Genomic DNA, 24,460 nt, shown 5'->3' with positions numbered 1-24,460 from the left:
TACCTTGGCAAAAGTAAAGTTTCAAGGCTTGGATTGTTAACACTCTGCAACGATGAATTCAAAATGGTTTTTCTTAGACGATGTGAAAATAACAGCATTCTTTTTACGCAATTCATTGCCTTGATTTTCTTTTTGTTGTGGTATAATAATTGTGACTCTCATTCAACTTCAATTTATTCTTCTCATATTTCGGAGGTGGACGGTGTGGTGTGGTCATTTACTCAGCAGTCCTACTTGGAGGACTCGGTTTTGCGTTTGGACTTTTTCTCTCATATGTGAGCGAGAAGTTCAAAGTTGAAGAGGATCCAACTGTTCAATTGATTCTTGAGGCTTTGCCTGGTATAAATTGTGGTGCCTGCGGATATCCTGGATGTGAAGGATACGCGAAAGCAATTGCCAAAGGTGACAAATACGACAAGTGTTTGCCTGGCAAGAAGAATGGAGTTGAAGAAAGGATAAAAGAGATTCTTGCAAATAAGAATGCGAACTCTGTTCATTCTCATTGATAGCAGATGAAGGAGCGAGGATGAAACAATACGATTCTGTCACTATTGCAGTGCTTTCGAGAGTTTTCAAGAAGGGCGTAGAAGAGATTGATGAGTATATTCAATACGGTAGTCAAGCTCTTCAAAGTATTCTTGAAAATTCAGAAGACTATCGCATGGTTAGAGCGAGGGTTGTGGAATACCTCTCGAAGAATCGAGATACATCTTTAATAACTTACTGGGATGAACAATATCCGGAGGATTTGAAGCATATCACTCATCCTCCGGTTTGTTTATTCGTTAGAGGAAATTCAGAATTCTTAGCTTCAAGCATGTTTGCGATCGTTGGTACGAGGAAGATAACGAGCTACGGAAAGGTTGTAACGGAAATGTTTGCCACAGAATTGGCAAAGCATTTTGTGATCGTAAGCGGCATGGCTTACGGAGTTGACACAGTTGCGCATTACTCAGCATTGAAAGTAAAGAGGTCGACAATAGCGGTGCTTGGTAGTGGCATAGACTACGTTTATCCTAAATCCAACAAATCACTTTACGAAGAAATAATAAAGAATGGTTGCGTTGTTAGTGAATACTTACCTTGGGAGGAACCGAAAAAGTACACGTTTGTTGAGAGAAATCGTATAATATCTGGTCTTTCAAAAGGTGTCCTCGTAACCGAGGCGAGTATTGATAGCGGTGCGCTCATTACTGCCAAATTTGGACTCGAACAAGGAAAAGATATATTTGCAGTACCAGGCGATATCCTTAGACAGACGTCGACTGGTCCTAATTACCTGATTAAGAGTGGAGCGTTTTTGGTTACCGAACCGCAAGACATATTGGATTATTACGGTTTCAAGAACCATCGCAAATTGATCGAGTTATCTGAGGAAGAAAAGGAGCTTCTGGAATCAATAGTAGAAGAATCGACGATAGACAGCATCGTAAGTCGCACAGGAAGGGCGTTTTCCCACGTGATGTTGCTTCTGACAACTCTTGAGCTTAAAGGAGTTGTGTCCAGAACAGAGCGAGGAAATTACATACGTTTGAAATAAATCGTGAGTAAATATCCCATACTTTCGCGGTCTCGAAGTAACGGGGATTATTTGAAGATTACTTGATGGCAGTTCTTTTTTTGTCTGAAGGGAGGGTAGAAAAGTATGCGCCTTGTTCACACGGTATCAGAAATGAAGAGAATAACAAAAGAGCTCAGAGAGAAAAATAAGACGATAGGTTTCGTACCAACGATGGGTTACCTTCATAAGGGACATCTCAGTTTAGTTGAGCAGGCACGCAAAGAAAATGATGTTGTTGTAGTCAGTATCTTTGTTAATCCAACACAGTTCGGTCCAAATGAAGATTACAGCAGATATCCTCGGGATTTGGAAAGAGATTTGAGGTTACTTGAACCTCTCGGAGTCGATTATGTCTTCAACCCTCCTGTTGAGGAGATGTATCCACAATTCTACTCAGTTTACGTCGATGAAATCGAGCTTTCAAAGTATCTGTGCGGTGCAAGCAGGCCGGGTCATTTTAGAGGCGTCTGCACGGTTGTTGCGAAGTTATTCAACATAGTGAAGCCGACAAGAGCATACTTCGGTCAAAAGGATGCACAGCAGTTTAGGGTACTTAAGAGAATGGTTGAGAACTTGAATATGGACGTTGAGATGATAGAAATGCCAATAGTTAGGGAAGAAGATGGATTGGCAATGTCGTCGAGGAATGTCTACCTGAACGAAGAGGAAAGAAAAGAAGCAACGAGGTTATATAAGTCTCTTCTGAAAGCTAAAGAAATGATTGAATCTGGGGAAAGAAACGTGAATAAAATAAAAGAGGAAATGCTTAAAATATTGGACCATCCACTTCTTAGAATTGACTATGTCGAAATTGCCGATGAAAAGACGCTTACACCTGTTGAATCAATCGACGGAAAGGTGTTGATAGCGCTCGCAGTATTTGTTGGAAAAGCGAGATTGATAGATAATATGATATTTGATGTATGATAATTCAGAAAAATGGAGGGAGTTTAAATTGATAAAGAAATTAGTCTACGGAATTCCGAAGGTGAATAGCGAAGCAGTGATTAAGCAGAGAGTAAGGAAGTCAGTGTCTTCTGACTATTCTGATCTATTTCAAGATGTGGCCATTGAAAAGGCCCAAGACAATGGAAAGCCTCTTCTTGTTCTTAAACGCAAGCACATAATGGATGGATATTTCTTTGGATTCGGCGATAAGGTTGGACCGATGGACAGAAAGGGTAGAAAATACATATTCTGGAATACGGACAACTTTACACACCACCCCACTTCCGACCCTCTTTATAAGAGTTTTCCATTTTTTATCTTTGTCTCAAAGGACTTGAAGAAGATGTACGGTTGTTTCACTGATTATCCAGGCTACATGGAGATAGATTTAAATTCAAAAAACGACGGGATATTGACGTTCAAAGTCCTCGGAGAAGGTTTCAATCAATATATAATAGAGGGGAAATCAATTCATGAAATCGTCAAAGAGTATCTGGAACTAACAGGCGACAATATAGCGTTCCCAATCTGGGCGTTTGGATATCAGCAATCACGATGGAGCTATTTCAACGAAAACGAAGTGTTCGATATAGCGAAAAATTTTAGAGAGAAGAAAATACCGTGTGATGTTATATATCTTGACATAGATTATATGGAAAAATACAAAGTGTTCACTTGGAGCAAGGAGAATTTTCCAAATTACAAGAACATGTTGGAAAAGCTTCATAAAGATGGCTTCAAGGTAGTTTCTATACTTGACCCGGGTGTGAAGGTTGAGAAAGATTACTTCGCCTTCGAAGAAGGTAAAGATAAGTACTTTTTGAAGGGAAAAGATAGAAAAGATTTGGAAGGGGCTGTTTGGCCCGGTAGAGTTAGATTCCCGGATTTCAGGAATGCGGAAGTGCGAAGATGGTGGGCTAAGAATGCAAAGAAATATTTAGACGATGGAATAGACGGCTTTTGGAACGATATGAACGAAATTGCTATATTTGCTACCGAGGGTGATTTAGAAGAGGCAAGGGAACGGTTGAGGAATGCTAAACTTGAAGATGGAATAAATCTTGCCGGAACGCTTGGAAGCATAGGTGAAATAGGCAGAAGGGGACATGGGGACGATATAGTACACCTCGATGGAATTGAGCACTGGAAGGTTAAAAACACCTACGGTTTCAACATGCAACGCGCAACTTCGGAGATGTTGCAACAGGAAAATAGAAGACCATTCTTGATTACGAGGTCGGCATATTCTGGAATCCAGAGATACGGTGGTGTCTGGACTGGCGATAATCATAGCTGGTGGGAACACATACTCCAAGAGACAGTGAGACTGAATTCACTTAGTTTATGCGGAGTGTTTTACAGCGGATGCGATGTTGGAGGATTCGGTGGAGATGTCAATGCCGAGTTGCTTATAAGATTCATGCAATTGGGCTTGTTCACACCGATGTTCAGAAACCATTCGGCTATTGGAACAGCAAGACAAGAGCCGTGGCAATTTGGGCCAGAAGTTGAAGAATTGCTCAAAAATGTTATAAGGTGGAGATACAAACTCTTGCCATACATATACACTCAGTACATGCTCGGCATTCTGAACAGAAAGCCACTCATTAGGCCTATGTTCCTTGATTATGCCAGAGAGGAAGCGTTTAATTTAGAGGACCAGTTTATCTTCGGCGACAGCATTATAGTTGCACCAATTTATAGACCAAACACACAGAAGAGATTAGTATGGCTTCCAAAAAAGGCGATTAATATTTTCAATGGAAATGTTCACAAAGCTGGTTGGAACATTGTTGAAACACCGATTGAACACATACCCGCCTTCCAAATTGTAAATACTGCTGTTCCAACGATGGAACCAACAGAATACGTTGATATGCCGAAAGTTAAAAAGATCAGTTGGAGAGTGTTCAGAACAAACCAGAAATCGAAGGTTTATGGATATTTCTACGAAGACGATGGAAAAACGCTCGATTATTTGAAAGGTGATTACAACCTCAAGAAAGTTACTATTGAGGATGATACAGTAACAATAGAGACTTTGAACGACGGATATAAGACTATGGAGCGAGAGTGGGAGTTCGAAGTCGTTGATGCACGAGGTAACATAAAAATTCTGAAGGCAGTGGTGGGAAGCAGTGGAGAATTTAAGGCAAAGTGATTTGCTTGATTTTCCAACTTTAAGGGAATTTGTCGAATATATCCATGCAAGGCTGAAGGAAACGGATATACTGAATCAAAGATACAAATTCAGTGCGGATGTTGTGAAAGTAAAGCCGTACAACGGTTCGCTTTACATCACTGTTTCGCAAGAAAGTCCTGGAAATAAAAAGACAGAACTTACTGTTTACGTCTGGCAAGGTGTGGCAAGTAGCATTCTCAAGTACCTCTCAGCTTTTGGTGTCAAAAGCATCTATGATTTAGAACATAAGAAATGGGAGTTTCAGGGCAAGTTATCTTTTTACCCTGATAGGTTCCAGTTCAGCTTCTGGGCTGATTCAATAGCACCACAAGGTGAATCAGACATTCTCAAAAGAAGACAGAAGATAAAAGAAGACCTTCTTAAACAAGGTTTGTTGATGCAGGAGGTTCACAATCTGTCGGAACTTGAGCCTATAAAACTCATAGCCGTGGTTACGTCCAGAACTGCACAGGGATATTTCGATTTCCTCTCAAATCTTTTGGTTCCGGATGCCTACAAGCCCGTAATACACCTCTACGAGTCTTCGATGCAGGGTGTGTCGACAGCACAAGAAGTCACTGCGGCTCTGAACAGAATTGTAGAGTTTTGTAGTGTGTCAAATAAGAAGTATGATGTGGTCGTAATCATCCGCGGTGGTGGAGGACCAAGCGATCTGATGTACTTTGACGATTATGAACTCGCAGTGAAAGTAGCGCGGATGAACGATTTCATACCGGTACTCACAGGCATTGGTCACGAAAAAGACGAAACGGTTATAGACTACGTTGCTTGGAGAAGATTTCCGACACCGACCGCTGTTGCCAAGGAGATATCGCTACAGATAAAGAACTACCTCGACGAGGTTGATAATGGTTATAGAGAACTTCAACAAAATATTTTGAATGTCATAAGGATTACTGAGAATGAATTGCAATCCAATACTTACAATACGCTCCGGGATACGCTGAGGAGTAATATCCTTAGGAACGCAAAGAATATTAGTGACAGTGCTAAGAATTTCACTCGACTTATTAACCTTGAAGCATTTGAAAAGAAATTTTCTTTCGATTTTACAAGAAGCGTTTCGAGGAATTTGAATTTGAAAATGTCAGAAATGAACCAAAACATCGAAAATTCAGTGAGTTTTTTTGATAGCAACCTTTCGTTAAAACTAAAAGATGTAACTGCGAAAATGGAGTTATATGGCACACTTTCAGCGAACTTAGACAGGATTTACCTGTCCTTATTGGACAAGGTACAATCTGTAAAAAACGAGCTCGATAATGTTGCAGGTTCTATGGTTGTTTTGTCTATGGGTGGTGTGCTTATCACGAAAGATGGTAAACTCGTAAAGTCTAAGAAAGAGACTACAGCGGGAGAGACAGTTAGAATCAATTTCATCGATGGTAGGGTGGATGCGAAAATTATATGAAATTACTTATGTTGAGTATATAAATAGGAAGTTAAAAGGGAGGTTTGATCATGAAATCTGAAGAGATCACTGTCGACAAAGTTTTGGAATTGAAAGAAGCAGATATTGAGAAACTCACTTTTAAAGAGCTTATGGATATAATAGAGACCATCAAAGGCTATTTCATTTCAACAGAACTTGATATAGAAAAACAAGTAGTCCTTTATTCAAAAGCGATAACTCTTCTCACAAAGGCTCGTGAGAAATTAATAACCATTAAGAAAGAAAAAGAAGAAATAGACAGAAAATACGAAGAGTTTTTAAAAAATGTTGAGGAGCAGTGAACCATTAGTGAACCATTACTATGTAATATGTAACTAAACTTTGCTTCAGTTAGATGAGGAGGGTGTCTCTCGATGTTCAGTAAATCTGATAAGAGCTTTTTTCTAAAATTTCCAGTAAAATATCTTATATTAATGATATTAGGCATAATATTTCTTTTCATGGACTTTTCAAACATTCAACTATTTTCAAGATACTCCATGATTGTTGAGTTTGCCAAGATGGGAATTAGCATTGTTTTTATTATTACCGGGCTTTTTGAGATGATGGTTTATTTGTTCTCGTTTGCTCCAATATCGAAGTATGACGAAAACATTGAAAAACTTAAAGCGCAGATAGTGGAAGATACTAAAAAACGTGGTGAAACCATCCTTGGCGAATTCATATCTTTTAGACCTTGGATGGATGACGAATACTACGTGAAAGCGAAAAACGGGATTCCGAAATATTTCTACCCTATTTACTACGTAATCTTATCGATAAAGGATAATATGCTCAATATCAGCGAGTACAGACTCAATGTTTACAAAATGACACACCATTCTGTTGGATATCAGGTGATTCCCTCAAAATCAATCATTTCTCAGGGATTTACTCAAGATAGAGTACTGTTCTCTTCAGTATTTGGTGAAAGTGCCTCCACAACGTACTTTTTAGAGATAAGAACATTGGGAGGAACTTTGAGAATACCTATCTTAGAAGAGGAGATTTCAGAAAGCTTTGGCGATATGTCAAGCGTAAGGAACGATTTTTTCAACAAGATTGGGATATATCTGAAAGCCTTCTTCCAGAAAACTCCACAGGACAGCATTAGTTAACTAAAAAGATAGCATACTTAACTTTGTTAAAAAATACACGTGAAAAGTGTTAAGAACAAAAATATTCTCTACATTTTCACTTATAGAGTCAAATTTTAGAAAGTTGCAAGTTAAAACGAGATTATGATATAATACCTAATAGTCTAAAATCTTGCCTCATTTTCTGTCTAAGAGCACAGCATTCCGCCAAGGGGGAAATATAAGTCATTCATGCTGCAATTATATAAATAACTCATTGAACGTCAAACTTGAAGGAGGCCTGGTAGATTTGGGTTCCATACTCAGTGTTAAGAACTTAAGCACATGGTTCTATCTTGAAGAAGGGGTACTCAAGGCTGTAAACGATGTATCTTTCGAACTTTCAGAAAACGAAGTTCTTGGGATAGTTGGTGAAACTGGATCTGGAAAAAGCATCACTGTAAGAAGTATAATGAGGCTTATTCATCATCCTGGGAAGATAGTGAACGGCCAGGTTATTTACAGAGGACGTGGAAAAGAAGAAGATATCGTAAAAATGGATGAAGATGAGTTGACGAAGATCCGTGGTAAGGAAATTTCGATGATTTTCCAAGATCCACTTACGTCTCTAAACCCACTCTACACGATTGGTGACCAGCTTATCGAAACGATAATGCAACACCAGGACGTTGACAGAGCGACTGCTTGGAAATTAGCCGTTGAAATGCTCGACAAAGTTCAAATCCCAGAACCGGAAAAGCGAATGAACTCCTATCCTTTTGAGTTCAGTGGTGGAATGAAGCAGAGGGTTGTCATAGCTATAGCTCTCTCGTGTAATCCGAAGATACTCATTGCCGACGAACCGACGACCGCGTTGGATGTCACCATCCAAGCACAGGTTCTTGAGCTGATGAAAGACCTACAAAAAGAATTGAAAACAGGAACTTTATTTATCACACATGACCTCGGTGTTATCTCAGCTATGGCTGATAGAGTTATGGTCATGTACGGTGGAAGGCAGATGGAACTTGCACCGGCCGAGGAACTTTTCCACAAGCCAATGCACCCATACACGAATATGTTGTTAAAATCAATTCCGAGGGTTGACATAAAGCAGGAAAAGCTCGAATCGATACCAGGACAACCGCCGAGGATGATTGATGTTCCTGATGTTTGTCCGTTTGCTCCAAGATGTCCGAGAAGACTTGACAAATGTGCAAAAGAGCTTCCAGAATTCAAAGAACTCGAGCCAGGGCACTACGTAAGATGTTTCAACCCAGTAGAATTCGGAGGGGATGTAAATGCCAAATAAGAACACACAAGACGTTGTCATAAGAGTGCAAAATTTGAAAAAATATTTCCCCATATACAAAGGTTTCCTTGTAAAGAAACACATTGCAGATGTTAAAGCTGTTGATGACGTATCGTTTGAAGTTAAAAAAGGAGAAACATTTGCGCTTGTTGGCGAATCAGGATGTGGTAAGACGACAACAGCAAGGACGATGCTTAGGTTAATTGACCCAACATCCGGAAAAATTGAGATAATGGGTACAGATATATCAACACTTTCACGAGAAGAACTTCTACCTTTCAGAAGGAAGATGCAGATCGTTTTCCAAAACCCAATTGGTTCTTTAAACCCAAGAATGACGGTAGGACAAATTCTTACTGAGCCGATGTTGTTTCACAAAATGGTGAATAACCAGGAAGAAGCCAATCAAAAAGCTATAGAGCTTCTTAGAATGGTTGGATTAAAGCCATTCCACATGGACAGGTATCCTCACCAGTTCAGTGGTGGGCAAAAACAGAGGATAGCTATTGCAAGGGCACTAAGCGTTGATCCAGAAATCATATATCTTGACGAACCAACATCAGCACTTGACGTTTCTGTTCAAGCACAAATAGTCAACTTGCTTCTCAAATTCCAAGAAGAACTCGGTTTAACATACGTTTTCATTTCACACAACCTTGCGTTGGTAAGGTTCATCAGCAACGATGTTGCCGTTATGTATCTTGGTAAGATTGTGGAAATGGGTGACGTTAACGAGGTTTTCGACAATCCTGTTCACCCGTATACGAAAGCATTGCTTTCTGCTTCTCCAATTCCTGACCCGGCGATAGAAAAGAAGAGAAAGAGAATAATACTCACAGGTAACGTTCCAAGCCCGATAGCAAGACCGAGCGGTTGTTTCTTCCATCCAAGGTGTCCGTTCAAAATGGACATATGCGAGAACGAGTATCCTGCGATGAAATCAGTTTCTTCAAACCACCAGGTTTCGTGTTACCTGGTAGATAAAAGGGAGGTGTAGGTATGAGGAAGGTTCTCGTAACACTTTTGGTTGCGCTTCTTTTCGTTTTTGCATTTTCTAACTTTATAGGTTACGATGCGGTTGGTAAAAAGGGCGGTACTCTCATCATCCCAACACTCAGCGGTCCGAGAACATGTAACGATACGGTTTCAAAAGAGACGAGCTCTTCAGATGTCATTGCCATGTTCATGAGCTGGGGTGGAACACTTGTTGAAAGGTCAGCTGTTGACGGAAACTTTTATCCAGCAATAGCTGAAAAATGGGATGGTCCAAGGCTAACAAAAGATGGTGGTATGGAAATCATTTGGTACATCAGAAAAGGTGTAAAATGGAGTGATGGGCAACCACTTACAGCGGATGATGTCGTCTTCACGCTTAACGACATTTACACAAACCCAGACATTCCAAGTTCATTCAAAGACATTTTAAAGAGTACAAATGGATACTTGCCAAAAGCGACGAAGATTAACGACTACACAGTCAGAATGTACTATCCAGAACCATTCAGGCTTGCTCTCAGATACCTCGGCGGAATGTACATATTCCCGAAACACAAAGCAGAAAGCTGGGTAAAGAACAAGAAATTTGCAGAATTCTGGACAGTTGATGCGATAAACAAGAAAGAACTCGTTGGGTTGGGACCATTCATCCCTGTAGAATATGTTCCAGACCAATACGTAAGGTTTGTTGCAAACCCGAACTACTGGAAAAAGACAAAAGACGGAACACAACTTCCATTCCTTAAAGAAGTAGTTTACAAGATAATCTCCTCGCAAGATGCTCAAAAACTTGCATTCGAAAAGGGAGAAGTTGACATCTACTCGCCAAGAGGTACTGAATTCAACTACTTCAAAGAAAATGAAAAGAAATTCAATATCACAGTTCTTGCTTATGGTCCAGCATATGGTACACAATTCATAACGTTCAACTGGAACAACAAAGACGAAGCAAAGAGAGAATGGTTCAGAAATGTCCACTTCAGAAAAGCCGTAGCATATGCAATGGATAAGAAAAAGATGATCGATACGCTCTTCAACGGTCTTGCAGTCGAACAATGGTCACCAGTATCCATGGCATCTCCATACTACAACGAAAAAGTTACAGTAAAGTACCCATACGACCTCAACAAGGCAAAGGCAGAACTCAAACTTGGTGGCTTCAGCTGGGACAAAAACGGAAGACTCATTGACAGCAAAGGCAGACCAGTTAAGTTCATGATCGAAACGAACGCTGGTAATACGGTCCGAGAAGGTATGGGTAACATTATAACAGCTGCTCTCAAACAGCTCGGTATGGATATTACATTCGTTCCTGGAGACTTCAACACGCTTGTTAACAGAATGCTCAACGTCGGTGATTGGGATGCAATAATCATTGGTTTAACAGGTTCTGATGAACCGCAAGGTGGAAGAAACGTATGGGCAGTAGACGGTTCGCTCCACTTCTGGAACCTCTCACCAAAGGTAGCAAACTGGGTTGATGAAAAGGCATACTGGCTGCCAGACTTCGAAAAGGAAATTGACAAGATATTTGCTGAAAACGTAAGAATTCTCGATGAAAATGTTGTTAAGGACTACTGGGCAAAATACCAGAAACTTGCTTCTGAAAATATCCCACTCATTTACACAGTTAACTCACTAAGGCTCTTCGCATGGAGAAACAGCGTCAAGAACGTTAAGATCACACTCCTTGGCGGAACGACATGGAACCTTGACTGGCTCTACAAAGAAGAATGATCTGAAAACATAATAACTATCGGGCGGGCATTCGCCCGCCCATTATTAGATTTTTTGATTTTTTTAAGGATTTTATCATTTTTGACTGTAAGTAACAGATTGCGGTTTCTTGGTATCGAAGAATATTCGGAGCTAAAGGAGAGGTGAACTGGGTTGATAAAATACATTGCGCGTAGGCTTATCATCCTCTTGCCAGAGTTGTGGATAATTACGATAATAGTCTTTACACTCATTCAACTGTCGCCTGGAACATTTTTGGATCAATACAAACTGACCCATCGATTTCACAAGAGACGTTAAAAGCTATGGAAAAGGAGCTTGGGCTTGATAAACCAGCCGTTGTTCAGTACTTCTACTGGCTTGGGAAACTTGCCAAACTCGATTTTGGCTATTCCTTCTACTACAGAAGGTCAGTAGCTGCACTTATCAGCGAGAGATTGCTCGGTACTTTCGTTTTATCTTTGTATTCATTCGTACTTTCTTGGATTATAGGTGTGGCACTTGGTATCATCTCTGCCTTAAAGAAGTATACAGTTACTGATAAAGTACTTACTGTTGTAGCGTTCAGTGGTCTTGCGTTACCGGGTTTCTTCCTTGCACTTGTGCTTTTGTACATGGCAGCTAAGACTGGCTGGTTCCCTATAGGTGGAATGTACAGCCCAGAAACGGTCAGACTCGATGTATGGAATGCATTTAAAGATATCTTCTGGCGTTTACAGCTTCCAGCATTCACGTTAACATTTGGTGGATTTGCAGGATTAATGAGGTATCAAAGAGGTTCATTACTCGATGTTTTGAACGAAGACTACGTTGAATTCGCAAGAGCGAAAGGAATGCCCGAAAGGGTTGTCATATACAAGCACGCATTAAGGAATGCGATAAACCCACTTATAACGATGTTCGGTTACAGCTTGTCTGGTTTGCTCAGCGGTGCTGTTATTACCGAAACTATATTCTCTTGGCCAGGTCTTGGCAGGTTAACATATCAGGCTCTTCTCCAAAAGGACTACTATGTTGTTATGGCAAGTACGGTTATCGGGACTATACTGCTTGTCCTTGGTAACTTAGTCGGTGACATTCTCTTGGCAGCGGTTGACCCGCGAATCAGGTACGAGTAAGGAGGCTCAGAGATATGGCTGAAGATAAGAAAAAGCTCAATCAAAATGAAAGTGTAGAACACCAGGCACCTGCTTCTGGCGCTCCTGAGAGTGTTGATTTCGAAGAGGTATTTTTGACACGCGGGCAACTGATGTGGCGTGCATTTAAGAAAAATAAGCTTGCCATGTTCGGTATGTGGGTATTGATTGTAATGTACATCGCAATGATTTTTGCTGATTTCTTGGCCCCATATAATCCATTTACTCAAAATCTCAACCATTCATTGAAAAAACCAACGACTGTGATGATGAAATACAAAGTAGAAGATTTAAAAACGACTTTAGCACCATATGTGCTCCCAGAAGTTAGTTACATAGACAAGCTTGACTACAGCCAGAATTTCAGATCTATGCTCTTCCCAAGCAGAATTAAGGTAAAGCTGAACGACGGGAGAGAGATTGCGATCATCGACAAGCATGTAGTTGAACAAAAAGAAGATGGTACGATTGTGCCAAAGTATCTGCCAAAAGGTAGAAAACTGGACGATAAATTTGTCCTTGCTGAAGGAATAAAACTTGTTGTGAGAACTATCAGCTACGCGCAAATAGATGGTCAGTGGGTGCAGTACAACGACTCCACAGAGGATGTCGAAGCTCTTGTTTTTGGTGTTGATAACGCGATTCTTGAAAAGGGCCGCAATGAACGAGTTACAACTTCAAGAACTGCAAGGTCATTTGTGGCGCAGAACGAAGGATGGAAGGTTGGTTTCTTTGCCATGAGCGAGCAAGAAGCTATGGAGAGACTTACAGCCGTCAAGCTGGAGCAAGAACTTGTTGGTATCAAATATTACGATACTGACTTCAATGAATATGAGATTTCTTTAGACGAAGCTCAGATTGTGTCTTACGATTACAAGTTCTATCCAGTAAAATGGTTCATAAGATCATGGGGACCTGATAAGACTGATCCAGAACGAGTCGGGTATCTTTTCTGGGTAATACCATTGCACTATCACCTCTTCGGAGTGGACAATTACGATAACAATCAGTACGTGTCTTTAAACATCTTCGGTGCTGATAGGTTCGGTAGGGATGTTTGGAGCCGAATTATCTTTGCATCGAGAATATCGCTGACAATAGGTTTCATAGGTCTTTTCGTGACACTTATACTCTCTCTCTTCTTCGGGGCGCTCGCTGGATACTATGGCGGGGTTGTAGACGAAGTCATAATGAGGTTCTGTGAAATTCTTATGGCTATTCCAGGATTCTACCTATTGCTCTTACTTAGGGCGGTGTTGCCAGTTGACTTGCCGAGTTCACAAACTTACATGCTTTTGATCTTTATACTCGCGTTCCTCGGTTGGCCCGGAAGAGCAAGGATTATACGCGGTCAGATTTTGGCTGAAAGACAAAGGGAATACGTTGAAGCTGCAATCGCGCTCGGCTTCCCAGACACAAGGATAATGTGGCGTCATATAATTCCAAACCTTGCGACGTACATTATCGTTAGTTCAACGCTGTCGATTCCTGGATACATCCTTGGTGAAGCTGGTCTTTCGTACCTTGGCTTGGGTATAAGAGAACCATCCGCTTCGTGGGGTAACATGTTGACAGCAGCTCAGGATGTTTACATACTCGAAAAAGCCCCATGGCTATTGATTCCTGGCGCATTCATCTTCATAGTCGTTCTTGCGTTTAACTTCATCGGTGATGGTTTGAGAGATGCGTTCGACCCGAGGGCTCTTGGATAAGTATATGTAATCGCAATAACAATTGAGAAAAATAAAGTGGCGGTTGTAACCGCCACTTTTTGTTCAAGTTCAATGAATGAAGATCTATATGGAAAGGAAGGGTAGAGTGGTTTCAGTTTTCATATTTTAACCAGTCAACTATTTCTTGGACGTATCCAAACGCCAAAGCAACGACTGTATCTGCTCCGCCATAATAAATTGCAAGCTTGCCTGTGCTTCCGTCAACCAACGCTGCGACTGGAAATACGACATTCGGCACATCTCCAACGCATTCATAGTTCATCTGAGGTGACAACAAGTATTCTTTCGAGCGTTTTATAACCTTCCATGGTTTATCTAAGTCCAGCAAGGCCGCACCAAAGCTGTATACATAACCATTGCATGACAAAAGAACACCGTGATAGAAAAGTAGCCATCCTTCTTCAGTTTCAATCGGTACAGGTCCCGCACCTATTTTTAAAGACTGCCATGGTGTGTAGCCGGCACCCATAACGTATCTGTGCACACCCCAATGGACCATGTCCGGACTCTCACTGTAAAAGATATCACCAAAAGGTGTATGTCCATTATCAGAAGGTCTGCTGAGCATAGCATATTTACCATTGATCTTTCTTGGAAACAGAACACCGTTTCTGTTGAACGGTAAAAATGCGTTCTCGATTTGGTAAAATTTCTCAAAGTCGTAAGTATAGCCCACACCTATCGTAGGACCATGGTATCCATTGCACCAAGTGATCCAGTATCTATCTTCTATGAATACGACCCGAGGATCGTATTTGTACTCGCTCTCGACAGGATCTTTCGTTTCTTGGATAAAATTAATGGGTTCATCATCTATCTTCCAATTTATTCCGTCTTCGCTGAATCCCCTTCTTATGTTCATCCGCCTTTGCCTATCGTCTACGCGGAAGACACCTGCAAATTTTTCATTAAACGGCACAACTGCACTGTTGAATATACTGTTAGAACCTTTTGCCTCGTCACGTTTGATTATAGGGTTTTTAGAATATCTCCAAAGCAGTTCACTTGAGCCTGAGGGTCTGTCTTCCCATGGAATGTTTGGTAGAGACTGTGCAATAATCTTCACTCTTTTTCCCTCCTTGAAGTGTCTGTGTATTTTACCTCCCAACAACAGAAGTTGCGAGCGGTTCGATCCATTTCTGCGACCAGCGATCATAGATACCAAACCCTGCGCAGAATTCCCAATATGCATAAGAAAATCCGAATTCTTCAGCTATTTTTCTCACAGTTTCAGTCCATCTCACTCTTGAGTTCATGTCTGCTTTTGAATAAGCACCGAATTCTCCAAGAAAAACTGGAACATTGTTCTTCTTTGCCCAGTCGCTTACATATTTGAAATGGTTTCTTATGGTATTCACTTCCCATTCTTCACCTTTCCATTCAACGCCAACTGGGAGCCTTGGCGTAACCCATTCGGCACCTTGATGGGTGAAGTTGAAGGGTTCATAATAATGGAACGACACGATTATATTCTTGTCATCAACAAGTTTTAGTGATCTTATAGCGCTGTAATGAGCCCAGTTTGGAACGTCGATTATTACTATCCTTGTAGGATTTGTCTTTCTAATTACTTCGAGAACCTTTGGGTAGAGTTCGTTCCATTTTTCCGCTGTCAAATTTTGAGCAGGTTCGTTGTAAATCTCGAAAAACAGATTATCAGGATAATCTTTGAAAAACTCTGCGACCTGACGCCATATTTCAATCAATATAGGACCGTTCTTGTCCGGATCAGCATACAGCTCTTCGAAGTGATGAGTGTTAATAATTACCGTTAAGTTATTCTTCAGTGCTTCATCGACAACGTGCTTCACTCTATTTAGAAAATCTTCGTTGATTTTGTAAGGTGGCTCTTCTGAAACATGTGCTGACCACCTGACAGGTATTCTCACAGAATCAAAACCGCGTTCTTTTATTAATTTGAAGTACTCATCTTCAATTGTTACACCCCAAGCTCCCTCAAATGGGGCTTCAAGCGCGTTCCCCATATTTATGCCTCTCCCAATCATTTTGTTGTAATCAAACGCAGACTTTGACACGTGAACTGTCTCCCCTTCCTTTTTGCTTTCTACGTTCTTTATGTTACCTTTACACTGAGTTGATAGAAACAGCGTTGAAATCAAAACGATTAACATGAGAACTGCGAAATTCTTTCTGAACCGCATGGAGAACACCTCTTTACACCTATTTATGCTCCTATCTTTTTCACAGAAGCTCTCTCTATCAACTTTGTTGGTAAAATAACATTTCTGGGAATCTTTGGACCGGTTTTTGTAATCCTCTCTATTATCAACTGTGCAGCAGTCTGACCCATTTCCCACCTTGGCTGGTGGATTGTTGTCAAAGGTGGATAGAGAAATTCAGAATAAGGTGCGTTATCGTAACCGATAACCGATACATCTTCTGGGATAGACAGACCAGCTTCTCTTAAGGCTCTCATCGTACCGATTGCAGCCCAATCATTGATTGCGAAGACAGCTGTGAAGTTCAGACCGTGTTTTTTCAGATGATTTACGATTGCAAAGTACCCGTCTTCTGGGTTATATCCCTCATTTTCACTCAGAAAGATTTCAACATCCTTATGTTTATCTTGAAATTTCCTTACTGCCTTTTCTCTATTCACCGCAGCAGGTGAGTACTTGGGACCTCTCAAGTACAAAATTTTTCTGTGACCATTCGAATATAGATACTTAAGAGCGGACATAGCACCAGAGAAGTTGTCTATGTTGACCGAATCGCAAAGAATTTCTTCGATGTCATAGTCTAATACAACTATTGGTATTCCGCTTTTTATAAACGGTTTGATAAAATTAACTCCACCCATCAGTTCGCAAAGAATTATCCCATCTATTTTCCTTTTGAAATATTGGTCAAGCACATGTTTTTCTTCTTCCGGGATGAGTTTGGGAACTGACACCATCACCTCAAAATCGTGTTTGTTTGCGAACTCTTCTATTCCCATAAGAATCTCGGTGTAGTGGTATCCTTTAAGGCTTGGTACAAGCACTCCAATGTTGTAAAGCAATTCCGATGCCTTCCTCAAGGAAGGCATCGGTTTGTATCCAAGTTGTTTAATTGCTGAGATTACTTTTCTTCTCGTCTCTTCGCTTACCTTCTCAGCTCCATTGATCACTCTCGAAACAGTTGCGATTGAGACGCCTGCAAGTTTTGCGACATCGTGAATATTTGGCACTCCTACACACCTTCTATGCTCAGAATTTCATAAGTTTGTATGGATCATAATCTTTGAACTGTTCTATGCTCTTTGTTTTTGCGATTTCTCTGAATATGTACATCGATGGCCTCGGTACGTATATTTTCTTTTCCAAATCTGTGTATGCGAGCCCAAATCTCTTGCTGTAACCCTTTGCCCACTCGTAGTTATCAACTATTGACCAGTGTAGGTAACCTATCACATTGGCACCCTCGTTCATAGCCTTTTCGACAGCGTAAAGGTGTGATATGAGATAGTGCGATCTGTACTTATCCTTTTCATCAGCTATGCCATTTTCCGTAACGATGATAATCTTCTTGTATCTTTCATATATAGCCTTGATTAAATTGTACAATCCCTCCGGATAAACTTCCCAACCAAATTCACTTGCTGGCCTACCAGACAGCGACATGCCGCCTTCTGGACAAGCGTACCCGTATCCACGGAGTGGATACCAGTTCAACTCAAAATCACCGAATTTCATTCCGGAAGCTGGAAGCCTATCGATTAAAGACCTTGTATAGTAGTTGATTCCTATGTAGTCTGCTTTGTCTTTCACCATGTCTATATAGTACCAATTTGTTAACCACATTGCATTTTCGAATATGTCCCTGTCTTGAGGATTTACTGTATCGTACCAGATGAAAGAATAAATAATTCCGACAGGTCTGCTGGTGTATTTCTTAATTGCATCGTAAGCTAAATTGTGTGCTTTTGCTTCGTTTACAAGACTTTTGATGTACCACTCTGGTCTGAAATAACTTGGCGGGAATCCCGCAAGTATTTGGAAATAGCCAAGCTGAGCAACGACGTGCGGTTCGTTCATGCTTGACCAATAGTCAACAATATCCGAGAATTTCCAAGCTATGTATTCTGCGTACTTTGCAAATTCAATAGGAGTATCGTCGCTAACCCACCCAAGTTTGTCTGTTGGAATGCCTTTGTGCACAGATATTGGATCATGTATCCATAAAGGTAACGTGAAATGGTTGAGGTTCACGAAAACCTTTAACCCTTTAGATTTCATATCTTCCATAATCTTCCTGTAATGCTCAACTGCTTCCTTGTTTGCTATCTTGTCTAACGCTTCAAGCATTCCGTCGCCTGTCGGTACTTCTCTTGTCGATGTTGGAAAAACCCTCGACCATTCAATGCCTATCCTAAGAGTGTCCATGCCGAAATCGACTGCAAGTTGGTGAACCTTCTCGTAGTTTTTCCAGTACCCAGCGCCGTATTCTGGTAGATCCCCGCTCACTATTCCATTGACAAGGTTTTCTGGTTCTCTCACCCAGACAAACCAGTCAGTGTTTGGATCAACTTCCTTTGGATCGTTTGGATTTCCCATCTCGAACTGAAAACCTGAAAGCGAAGCTCCGAACATAAAGTCTTTTGGAAACATATAAATCCCTCCTACTTCAGAATCAAAGATTTATTTTGTTGCTCTCACGCAGGCAACACTGTGATTTGATTCAACTTCTCCTAGTTCCACGTTCTTGCACATTGAATCTCCAAATGGGCATCTGTCGTAGAATTTACAAAAACCCGCTGGTACGTTCTTTCCTTCGAGGGCTATGGTGTCTTTTTCCCACTTTTTGTGAACTGTCGGCACTGAGTTGAGCAGCATCTTTGTATATGGATGGAGTGGGTTGTTGAAAACTTTTACTGTATCGCCAACTTCCATGATTGATCCTCGGTAAAGGATGATCGTCTTATCACTTGTATAATATCCAAGAGAAAGGTCATGTGTTATAAATAGAACTGAGAGTCCTTTTTCTTTGAGTTTTATTAACGTATTCAGAACATCTATCCTTGTTGAAGCGTCCAACATGCTTATGATTTCATCCGCAACCAAAAACTTGGTATCCATAAGTAAAGCCCTTGCTATAAGAAGTCTTTGGAGTTGCCCACCGCTCAGTTGGTGTGGGAATTTTCCGAGGATCTCCTTTGGGTTAAGTCCGATATCTTCAATCACGCTCTTCACTCTTTCTAACCACTCTGTGCCGTTCACAGAAGGATAGAACTCTTCCCGTATCATATCGAAAACACGGTCTATCTTAAATATAGGATTATAAGAGCTGAACGGGTCTTGGAAGACACCCTGCACATGTTTGTAGTATTCCTTTAAGTTCTTAAATGAAGCGATGTCTATTCCGTTGTAAAGTATGGTACCACTCGTGGGTTTTAAAAGCCTAAGAATGAGCTTTCCAATAGTCGTTTTTCCGCTCCCACTCTCGCCTATTAAAGACAAGATTTCATTGTCTGATATTGTAAAGCTAACATTATCAACAGCGTAGAATTTCTCTTTCCCGAAAGAACCGACAGAATATGCTTTTGTGAGATTTTTGACTTCAAGCATTGGACTTCACCTTCCAGCAGTAAGCGACGTGTCCTTCTTCAACCTGAACTAACGGTGGTTCTTCATCACACTCTTTTCCTCGAAGTGGACACCTATCTTTGAACCTGCATCCTTGTGGCGGATTCAGAAGATGAGGAGGTTGTCCGGGAATTCCAGAAAGCAGCTTTTCGGTATACCTAATGCCAACTTCTGGTAACGATGAAAGGAGCAACTTAGTGTATGGGTGCACGGGGTTCTCAATCAATTGCTTAGTTGTGCCTATCTCTGCAACTTTTCCGGCGTACATGATCATTATCCTATCAGCAATTTGGTAGAGCACAGATAAGTCGTGAGTTACGAATATCAATGATTTGACAATCCCTGCTTCTTTAAAACCCTTGATCATCAAGCAAACTGCCTTTTGAGATGAGACATCCAACGCTGATGTGATTTCATCTGCTATCAGGAGTGAAGGATTGAGCAAGGTAGAAATCACCATGACTAATCTTTGTTTCATACCTCCAGATAGTTCAATTGGGTACATCTTCAATACTCTCTCTGAGAGATTAACGTATTTGAGCCTTTCAATTAATCTATCCATGATACTCTCTGGATCGATCCCTTTGCTTTGTAGAACTTCTCGAATGTAAACACCTATCTTTCTTGTTGGATTTAACGCATCCATCGCGTACTGCGGTATGATTGATATTTTATGATACCTATACTTGTTCATCTCTTCGAAATTCTCTATTGGAAGCCTCTCACCATCGAGCAATACATCGCCACCAAAGTAATTCATAGGAGGTTTAAGAAGTATCAATCCATTTCCAAGAGTTGACTTCCCGCAGCCGGATTCACCTGCAAGTCCGAGGAGTTCATTATCTGCAACATGGAAAGTAACATCGTCAACAGCCTTCACGTAACCTCTAAGGGTTCTATAATAAACTTTCAAATTCTTTACTTCAAGCATCTATTATCACGGCTCCTTTTTCCAATTATCCATAAGCTACATCTCTCTAAGTTTTGGATTGAAGACCTCGTCGAGCCCTACGTTCATGAAGTACAGTGCACCAACGATGAGTGTTATGACTAATCCCGGTGGTATTGCCCACCACCACATTCCGAGCTGAATCGCGTTCCAAAGCACAGCATTCTGGAGCATCAAGCCGACGGATATTCCTTTTGTTGGTCCAAGACCAATGAAATCAAGACCAACAGCTGCCAGAATAGCACCACCAAATTGAAGGATAAAGACCATGAAAACGTAAGACAACATGTTTGGCATGATCTCGTACATGATTATCTTCAAATGGCTCCGGCCACTTATTCGAGCTAAGTTGACGAATTCTCTCGCTTTTAGAGAAAGCGTCTGTGCCCTTACCGCTCTGGCTGTCCAAGGCCATGCTGTGAAGCCGATTATGATGCTCTGTATAAAAACGCCTCTGTAAGGCAAGTAAGCCGCTATGATTATGAGCAAAGCCAACGTTGGTACGACCAACAAAATGTTCGTGAGCATCATCAACAACTCGTCTATCCATCCACCCTCGTATCCGGCGAAGAAACCGATAATAAGCCCTATCAGTGTGGCAAGCCCTCCGCCTAACAATCCAACAAAGAAAGACGAACGGAGTCCAAACACAAGCTGAGTGAACACATCCTGACCAAAAGTCGTTGTTCCGAGCCAGTAATCTTTGCTTGGTGGCTGATAACCAGCCCCTACATATTCTAAGGGATCTTTGTATTTTGATATGTATGGACCGATGAGTGCTAATACTAAAAAGAAAAGAACGATGGAAAGTCCTGCTCGAAGTTTTCTATTTCTGAACGCAAAGAACATTATTTCTCCCATTATACCTCACCACCGTACGAATACCTAATTCTTGGGTCGAGTGCGATGTAAACGAAATCAACCGTGAAGTTCGCAACAAGAACACCTATAATGATGAACAAGAAACAACCTTGAATCAGGAAGTAATCTTGGTTCAAGATTGCTTGAGTAAGGATGTATCCAATTCCTGGATAAGAAAAGACAACTTCGGTTGTCACCTGGCCAGCTATAATTGTACCCAGTTGCAATGCCAATCCGGTGACTTGTGGCAATATGGCGTTTCTGAACGCATATTTTCGTATTAGTTTTCTCTTCACACCCAATGTTTCAAGATATCTCACGTAATTGTGTTCAAGTTCGTATATGACCATGTTCCGCATCCCAATTGCCCAACCGCCGAGTTGGATGATGAAAAGAGACAAGAATGGTAATATCCAATGCTTCAGAAAATCGCTTACAAATAGCCACGACCAATGAGGTCTCAAAGCATAGCTGTAAGCACCAGCAATTGGGAACCACCTTAAGACAACACCGAGATAATAGGCAAGCAATATACCCAACCACAAGTATGGTGCCCCAGTGATGAAGTACATAATTGGTAGCATAATCGAGTCTAATCTCTTTCTGCGTGCCGCAATAGCGCCGAGAGAATTTCCAACGATCCAGCTAAGAATAATCGCTGGCAAGAGCACGCCCAATGAATATGGAAGAGCGCTCTTTAGAACATCCAAGACAGGTTTCGGATAAAGGTATATACTTATGCCGAGGTCTCCTTTAAAGAATGCTATCCAGAAGTTTATGTATTGCTTCCACATTGGCAAGTCAAGACCAAATGCTTTTGTTAAATAGCTGTACATGACTCTTGCGGACTCCGGAAGCCCTGAGAATCTTGAGACTAAGACAAGGATGGGATTCCCAGGCATGAGCCTGGGAATCAACCAATCTATAGTTACAGCAAATATGAAAGTAAGTATGTAGACTAAGATTTTTGTCCTAAGGTATTTTTTCATCAAACACACCTCAGCCCAACGATCTTATTTATTCGTTATTCCAATAAGCATCAGCACTCCGCCAGTCTGCCATCTTCCGCCCCATGTGACTGGATATGCGTACGGTGACTTTTCGCTTGGCCAGTTTTTCCAAACTTGTGTACTTGCCTGGAACCACATACCGTTGTACCAGAGTGGAATTGCAGGCATTTCTTTCAAGAAGATTTCAGCAATCTGTTCGACAACTTTCTTGTTTGCAGCGATATCTTCCATCGGTGTTGAATTAAGTTGAGTGATTAAGTCAAACAATTTTTGGTTCTTGTACCTTCCGAAGTTACCGTTGTACATGTATTCATCGATATTCGAGTTGAATAGCCAGTTGAACATTGTCCAAGGTGAAACGCTCATCTGCGAACTGAAGTTGTTGATAGCCATGTCGAACTTTCCAGCCGTCAAATCTTCCCAGTACTTGCTGTAATCCGGGAACTGTGCTTCTGCGTTGATGCCAACAGCTCTAAGTTGTGATGCTATGATCTTTATAGATTCCATCCAGTCAGTCCAGCCGAATGGAACGATAATCGATATCTTGAACTTGCTACCATCCGGTGCTTCTCTGTATCCATCTTTGTTCACGTCTTTATATCCAGCCTTGTCAAGCAGATCTCTCGCTGTCTTTGGATCGTACTTGAACCCGAGTTGTTTCACTGCGTTCTCTGGGTAGTATTTCATCCAACCCTTTATTGGAAGGAAACCAACGGAGTTGCTTGGCAGAACTTGTCCTTCAAAAACCGTCTTTGCTATAACCGATGGGTCGATAGCAAATGCCAGTGCTCGCCTGAGGTTTGGATCGTTGAGAGGTTTCTTTGTTGTGTTGATGAACAGATATGCTGTGTTGTCAGAAAGCATGTATGGCTCTTTTTCAAACCACGTGTGTATGTCGGAATATGTTTTCTTCAGTGTTGGAACTCCTGGTAGGAAGAAGTTCGATATGTCAAGTTCGCCTTTCATTATCATTCCGAGGGCGACATTGTTGCTTAAAACTCTCAAGTAGACAATTCTTTTCGGCTTTGGTTGACCGTACACTTTATTCCCCCACCAATTTTCATTTCTTAAGTACACCATCCTGTCGTCTGCCCAGGTTTCTGCTATATACGGACCTGTTCCAACTGGTTTTTCATTCGCTCCTGATAAAACATCGTCCTTAGACTTTTTTGACCAAATGTGTTGTGGGATTATCGGGAGCTGATAGAGTTGCCATGCCCATTCGTGGTATCTTGGCGTTGAGAATGTAAATACAACGGTGTAGTCGTCTGGAGTATCGATCTTTGCAATCCAAGTCCAAAGTGGGCTGTAAGACACTTCTGGAATGTTCTTTGCAAGCTCAAATGTAAACTTTACATCTCTTGCGGTAAATGGAGTACCATCGGTCCAGGTGACTCCTTTTCTCAATTTGAGCTCGTATGTGTTCTTCGATGTCCACTTTCCGCTCTCAGCAAGCCACGGAATAAGCTCGTCAGTCAGTGGGTTATAACCGAAAAGAGTTTCATAGATCAAGCCAACGGTACCTGTTACTGCATTCCATGGCGTGATTGGGTTCCAGTTTGATGGTGGTGACCACATACCACCGCCAGCGTAAAGAGTTTCATCCCTTTTGTAGACCACATCCGCAAAAAGTGCTGTAGCAAAGACAACAATCACCAAAACCGCTATGAAAAACCTTTTCATACCGACCCCTCCTATTTAGATAATCTGCCCATAAGGGCATACGTCAATATTCTATTGCGTAAATATTTACATTCATAAATTGAAATTTTGTATTTTATCACACCTGTTCTCGGCTATCGTTGTAAAAATCTTCTTCAAATTTTATACTTGAGTTCTTCTCCGAGTTTTTATGAAAATTGTCTAACTCAGGAAAAAATAAAAAATTGTTGCAATGATTCAAATATTTGGTGTTATAATA

20 protein-coding genes and 1 pseudogene are annotated in these 24,460 nt (G+C 41.1%); 12 read left to right on the top strand and 9 right to left on the bottom strand.

The window, feature by feature from the left end:
- Positions 1-209 precede the first annotated feature (209 nt).
- The 12 genes and pseudogenes from BUA11_RS02095 to BUA11_RS02040 all read left to right on the top strand — a co-directional run bounded on the left by BUA11_RS02095 (position 210) and on the right by BUA11_RS02040 (position 14,113).
- On the top strand, positions 210-506 hold the full coding sequence (locus BUA11_RS02095) for an RnfABCDGE type electron transport complex subunit B (RefSeq protein WP_072757767.1): 297 nt from the start codon (positions 210-212) through the stop codon (positions 504-506).
- Positions 507-526: 20 nt separating this feature from the next.
- Positions 527-1,540 carry a DNA-processing protein DprA gene (gene dprA, locus BUA11_RS02090; RefSeq protein WP_072757766.1) on the top strand — a complete coding sequence of 338 codons (1,014 nt, stop codon included), beginning with the start codon at positions 527-529 and terminating at the stop codon, positions 1,538-1,540.
- A 105-nt stretch (positions 1,541-1,645) separates the two neighbouring features.
- Positions 1,646-2,488 (top strand): pantoate--beta-alanine ligase, encoded by an 843-nt coding sequence (panC, locus tag BUA11_RS02085; protein WP_072757765.1) that lies wholly within the window; start codon positions 1,646-1,648, stop codon positions 2,486-2,488.
- Between the two features lie 28 nt (positions 2,489-2,516).
- The gene (locus BUA11_RS02080) at positions 2,517-4,670 is read left to right on the top strand and encodes a TIM-barrel domain-containing protein (RefSeq protein ID WP_072757764.1); all 2,154 of its coding nucleotides are present in this window, start codon (positions 2,517-2,519) and stop codon (positions 4,668-4,670) included.
- The gene (gene xseA / locus BUA11_RS02075; protein ID WP_072757763.1) at positions 4,648-6,123 is read left to right on the top strand and encodes an exodeoxyribonuclease VII large subunit; all 1,476 of its coding nucleotides are present in this window, start codon (positions 4,648-4,650) and stop codon (positions 6,121-6,123) included. The genes BUA11_RS02080 and xseA overlap by 23 nt, the downstream gene beginning before the upstream one ends.
- Positions 6,124-6,173: 50 nt before the next feature.
- Positions 6,174-6,446, top strand: coding sequence for an exodeoxyribonuclease VII (locus BUA11_RS02070; protein WP_072757762.1), 273 nt, complete (start codon positions 6,174-6,176; stop codon positions 6,444-6,446).
- Positions 6,447-6,518: 72 nt separating this feature from the next.
- Entirely contained in the window at positions 6,519-7,262 is a 744-nt protein-coding gene (locus BUA11_RS02065) for a hypothetical protein (protein ID WP_072757761.1), read from the top strand.
- 268 nt (positions 7,263-7,530) lie between these two features.
- A complete protein-coding gene (locus tag BUA11_RS02060) occupies positions 7,531-8,532 on the top strand; it encodes an ABC transporter ATP-binding protein (protein WP_072757760.1) in 1,002 nt (333 codons plus the stop codon).
- Positions 8,522-9,529 (top strand): ABC transporter ATP-binding protein, encoded by a 1,008-nt coding sequence (locus tag BUA11_RS02055; protein WP_072757759.1) that lies wholly within the window; start codon positions 8,522-8,524, stop codon positions 9,527-9,529. The genes BUA11_RS02060 and BUA11_RS02055 overlap by 11 nt, the downstream gene beginning before the upstream one ends.
- Before the next feature lie 2 nt (positions 9,530-9,531).
- Positions 9,532-11,265 (top strand): ABC transporter substrate-binding protein, encoded by a 1,734-nt coding sequence (locus BUA11_RS02050; protein WP_072757758.1) that lies wholly within the window; start codon positions 9,532-9,534, stop codon positions 11,263-11,265.
- Positions 11,266-11,418: 153 nt separating this feature from the next.
- Positions 11,419-12,383, top strand: a pseudogene (locus BUA11_RS02045) (ABC transporter permease).
- 14 nt (positions 12,384-12,397) lie between these two features.
- Positions 12,398-14,113 (top strand): ABC transporter permease, encoded by a 1,716-nt coding sequence (locus BUA11_RS02040; RefSeq protein WP_072757757.1) that lies wholly within the window; start codon positions 12,398-12,400, stop codon positions 14,111-14,113.
- Between the two features lie 112 nt (positions 14,114-14,225).
- Here the strand turns inward: BUA11_RS02040 and BUA11_RS02035 are convergent, their stop codons facing one another.
- Genes BUA11_RS02035 through BUA11_RS01995 form a run of 9 tightly spaced genes read right to left on the bottom strand, consistent with a single transcriptional unit; the run spans position 14,226 to position 24,222 of the window.
- The gene (locus BUA11_RS02035) at positions 14,226-15,200 is read right to left on the bottom strand and encodes a glycoside hydrolase family 130 protein (RefSeq protein ID WP_072757756.1); all 975 of its coding nucleotides are present in this window, start codon (positions 15,198-15,200) and stop codon (positions 14,226-14,228) included.
- A 31-nt stretch (positions 15,201-15,231) separates the two neighbouring features.
- On the bottom strand, positions 15,232-16,296 hold the full coding sequence (locus BUA11_RS02030) for a glycoside hydrolase family 5 protein (protein WP_072757755.1): 1,065 nt from the start codon (positions 16,294-16,296) through the stop codon (positions 15,232-15,234).
- A 23-nt stretch (positions 16,297-16,319) separates the two neighbouring features.
- Positions 16,320-17,324 (bottom strand): LacI family DNA-binding transcriptional regulator, encoded by a 1,005-nt coding sequence (locus tag BUA11_RS02025; protein ID WP_072757754.1) that lies wholly within the window; start codon positions 17,322-17,324, stop codon positions 16,320-16,322.
- A 19-nt stretch (positions 17,325-17,343) separates the two neighbouring features.
- Positions 17,344-18,744: a beta-galactosidase BgaS gene (bgaS, locus tag BUA11_RS02020; RefSeq protein ID WP_072757753.1), complete on the bottom strand. Its 1,401-nt coding sequence runs from the start codon at positions 18,742-18,744 to the stop codon at positions 17,344-17,346.
- Positions 18,745-18,774: 30 nt separating this feature from the next.
- Entirely contained in the window at positions 18,775-19,701 is a 927-nt protein-coding gene (locus tag BUA11_RS02015) for an ABC transporter ATP-binding protein (protein WP_072757752.1), read from the bottom strand.
- The gene (locus BUA11_RS02010; RefSeq protein ID WP_072757751.1) at positions 19,694-20,650 is read right to left on the bottom strand and encodes an ABC transporter ATP-binding protein; all 957 of its coding nucleotides are present in this window, start codon (positions 20,648-20,650) and stop codon (positions 19,694-19,696) included. The genes BUA11_RS02015 and BUA11_RS02010 overlap by 8 nt, the downstream gene beginning before the upstream one ends.
- Before the next feature lie 36 nt (positions 20,651-20,686).
- Positions 20,687-21,529: an ABC transporter permease gene (locus tag BUA11_RS02005; RefSeq protein WP_072757750.1), complete on the bottom strand. Its 843-nt coding sequence runs from the start codon at positions 21,527-21,529 to the stop codon at positions 20,687-20,689.
- Positions 21,529-22,518 (bottom strand): ABC transporter permease, encoded by a 990-nt coding sequence (locus tag BUA11_RS02000; RefSeq protein ID WP_072757749.1) that lies wholly within the window; start codon positions 22,516-22,518, stop codon positions 21,529-21,531. Before BUA11_RS02000 ends, BUA11_RS02005 begins: the two co-directional genes overlap by 1 nt.
- Before the next feature lie 24 nt (positions 22,519-22,542).
- The gene (locus tag BUA11_RS01995; protein WP_072757747.1) at positions 22,543-24,222 is read right to left on the bottom strand and encodes an ABC transporter substrate-binding protein; all 1,680 of its coding nucleotides are present in this window, start codon (positions 24,220-24,222) and stop codon (positions 22,543-22,545) included.
- Positions 24,223-24,460: the final 238 nt, after the last annotated feature.

The organism is Fervidobacterium gondwanense DSM 13020 (genome assembly GCF_900143265.1).
Lineage (GTDB): Bacteria > Thermotogota > Thermotogae > Thermotogales > Fervidobacteriaceae > Fervidobacterium > Fervidobacterium gondwanense.
The sequence above is the reverse complement of the archived record's forward strand: the minus strand, read 5'-3'. Positions and strand labels throughout refer to the sequence as shown.

Coding starts and splice junctions, on each gene's coding strand:
- dprA (WP_072757766.1), top strand. CDS start 527: ATGAAACAATACGATTCTGTCACTATTGCAGTGCTTTCGAGAGTTTTC.
- panC (WP_072757765.1), top strand. CDS start 1,646: ATGCGCCTTGTTCACACGGTATCAGAAATGAAGAGAATAACAAAAGAG.
- BUA11_RS02070 (WP_072757762.1), top strand. CDS start 6,174: ATGAAATCTGAAGAGATCACTGTCGACAAAGTTTTGGAATTGAAAGAA.
- BUA11_RS02065 (WP_072757761.1), top strand. CDS start 6,519: ATGTTCAGTAAATCTGATAAGAGCTTTTTTCTAAAATTTCCAGTAAAA.
- BUA11_RS02055 (WP_072757759.1), top strand. CDS start 8,522: ATGCCAAATAAGAACACACAAGACGTTGTCATAAGAGTGCAAAATTTG.
- BUA11_RS02050 (WP_072757758.1), top strand. CDS start 9,532: ATGAGGAAGGTTCTCGTAACACTTTTGGTTGCGCTTCTTTTCGTTTTT.
- BUA11_RS02040 (WP_072757757.1), top strand. CDS start 12,398: ATGGCTGAAGATAAGAAAAAGCTCAATCAAAATGAAAGTGTAGAACAC.
- BUA11_RS02030 (WP_072757755.1), bottom strand. CDS start 16,296: ATGCGGTTCAGAAAGAATTTCGCAGTTCTCATGTTAATCGTTTTGATT.
- bgaS (WP_072757753.1), bottom strand. CDS start 18,744: ATGTTTCCAAAAGACTTTATGTTCGGAGCTTCGCTTTCAGGTTTTCAG.
- BUA11_RS02015 (WP_072757752.1), bottom strand. CDS start 19,701: ATGCTTGAAGTCAAAAATCTCACAAAAGCATATTCTGTCGGTTCTTTC.
- BUA11_RS02010 (WP_072757751.1), bottom strand. CDS start 20,650: ATGCTTGAAGTAAAGAATTTGAAAGTTTATTATAGAACCCTTAGAGGT.
- BUA11_RS02005 (WP_072757750.1), bottom strand. CDS start 21,529: ATGGGAGAAATAATGTTCTTTGCGTTCAGAAATAGAAAACTTCGAGCA.
- BUA11_RS02000 (WP_072757749.1), bottom strand. CDS start 22,518: ATGAAAAAATACCTTAGGACAAAAATCTTAGTCTACATACTTACTTTC.
- BUA11_RS01995 (WP_072757747.1), bottom strand. CDS start 24,222: ATGAAAAGGTTTTTCATAGCGGTTTTGGTGATTGTTGTCTTTGCTACA.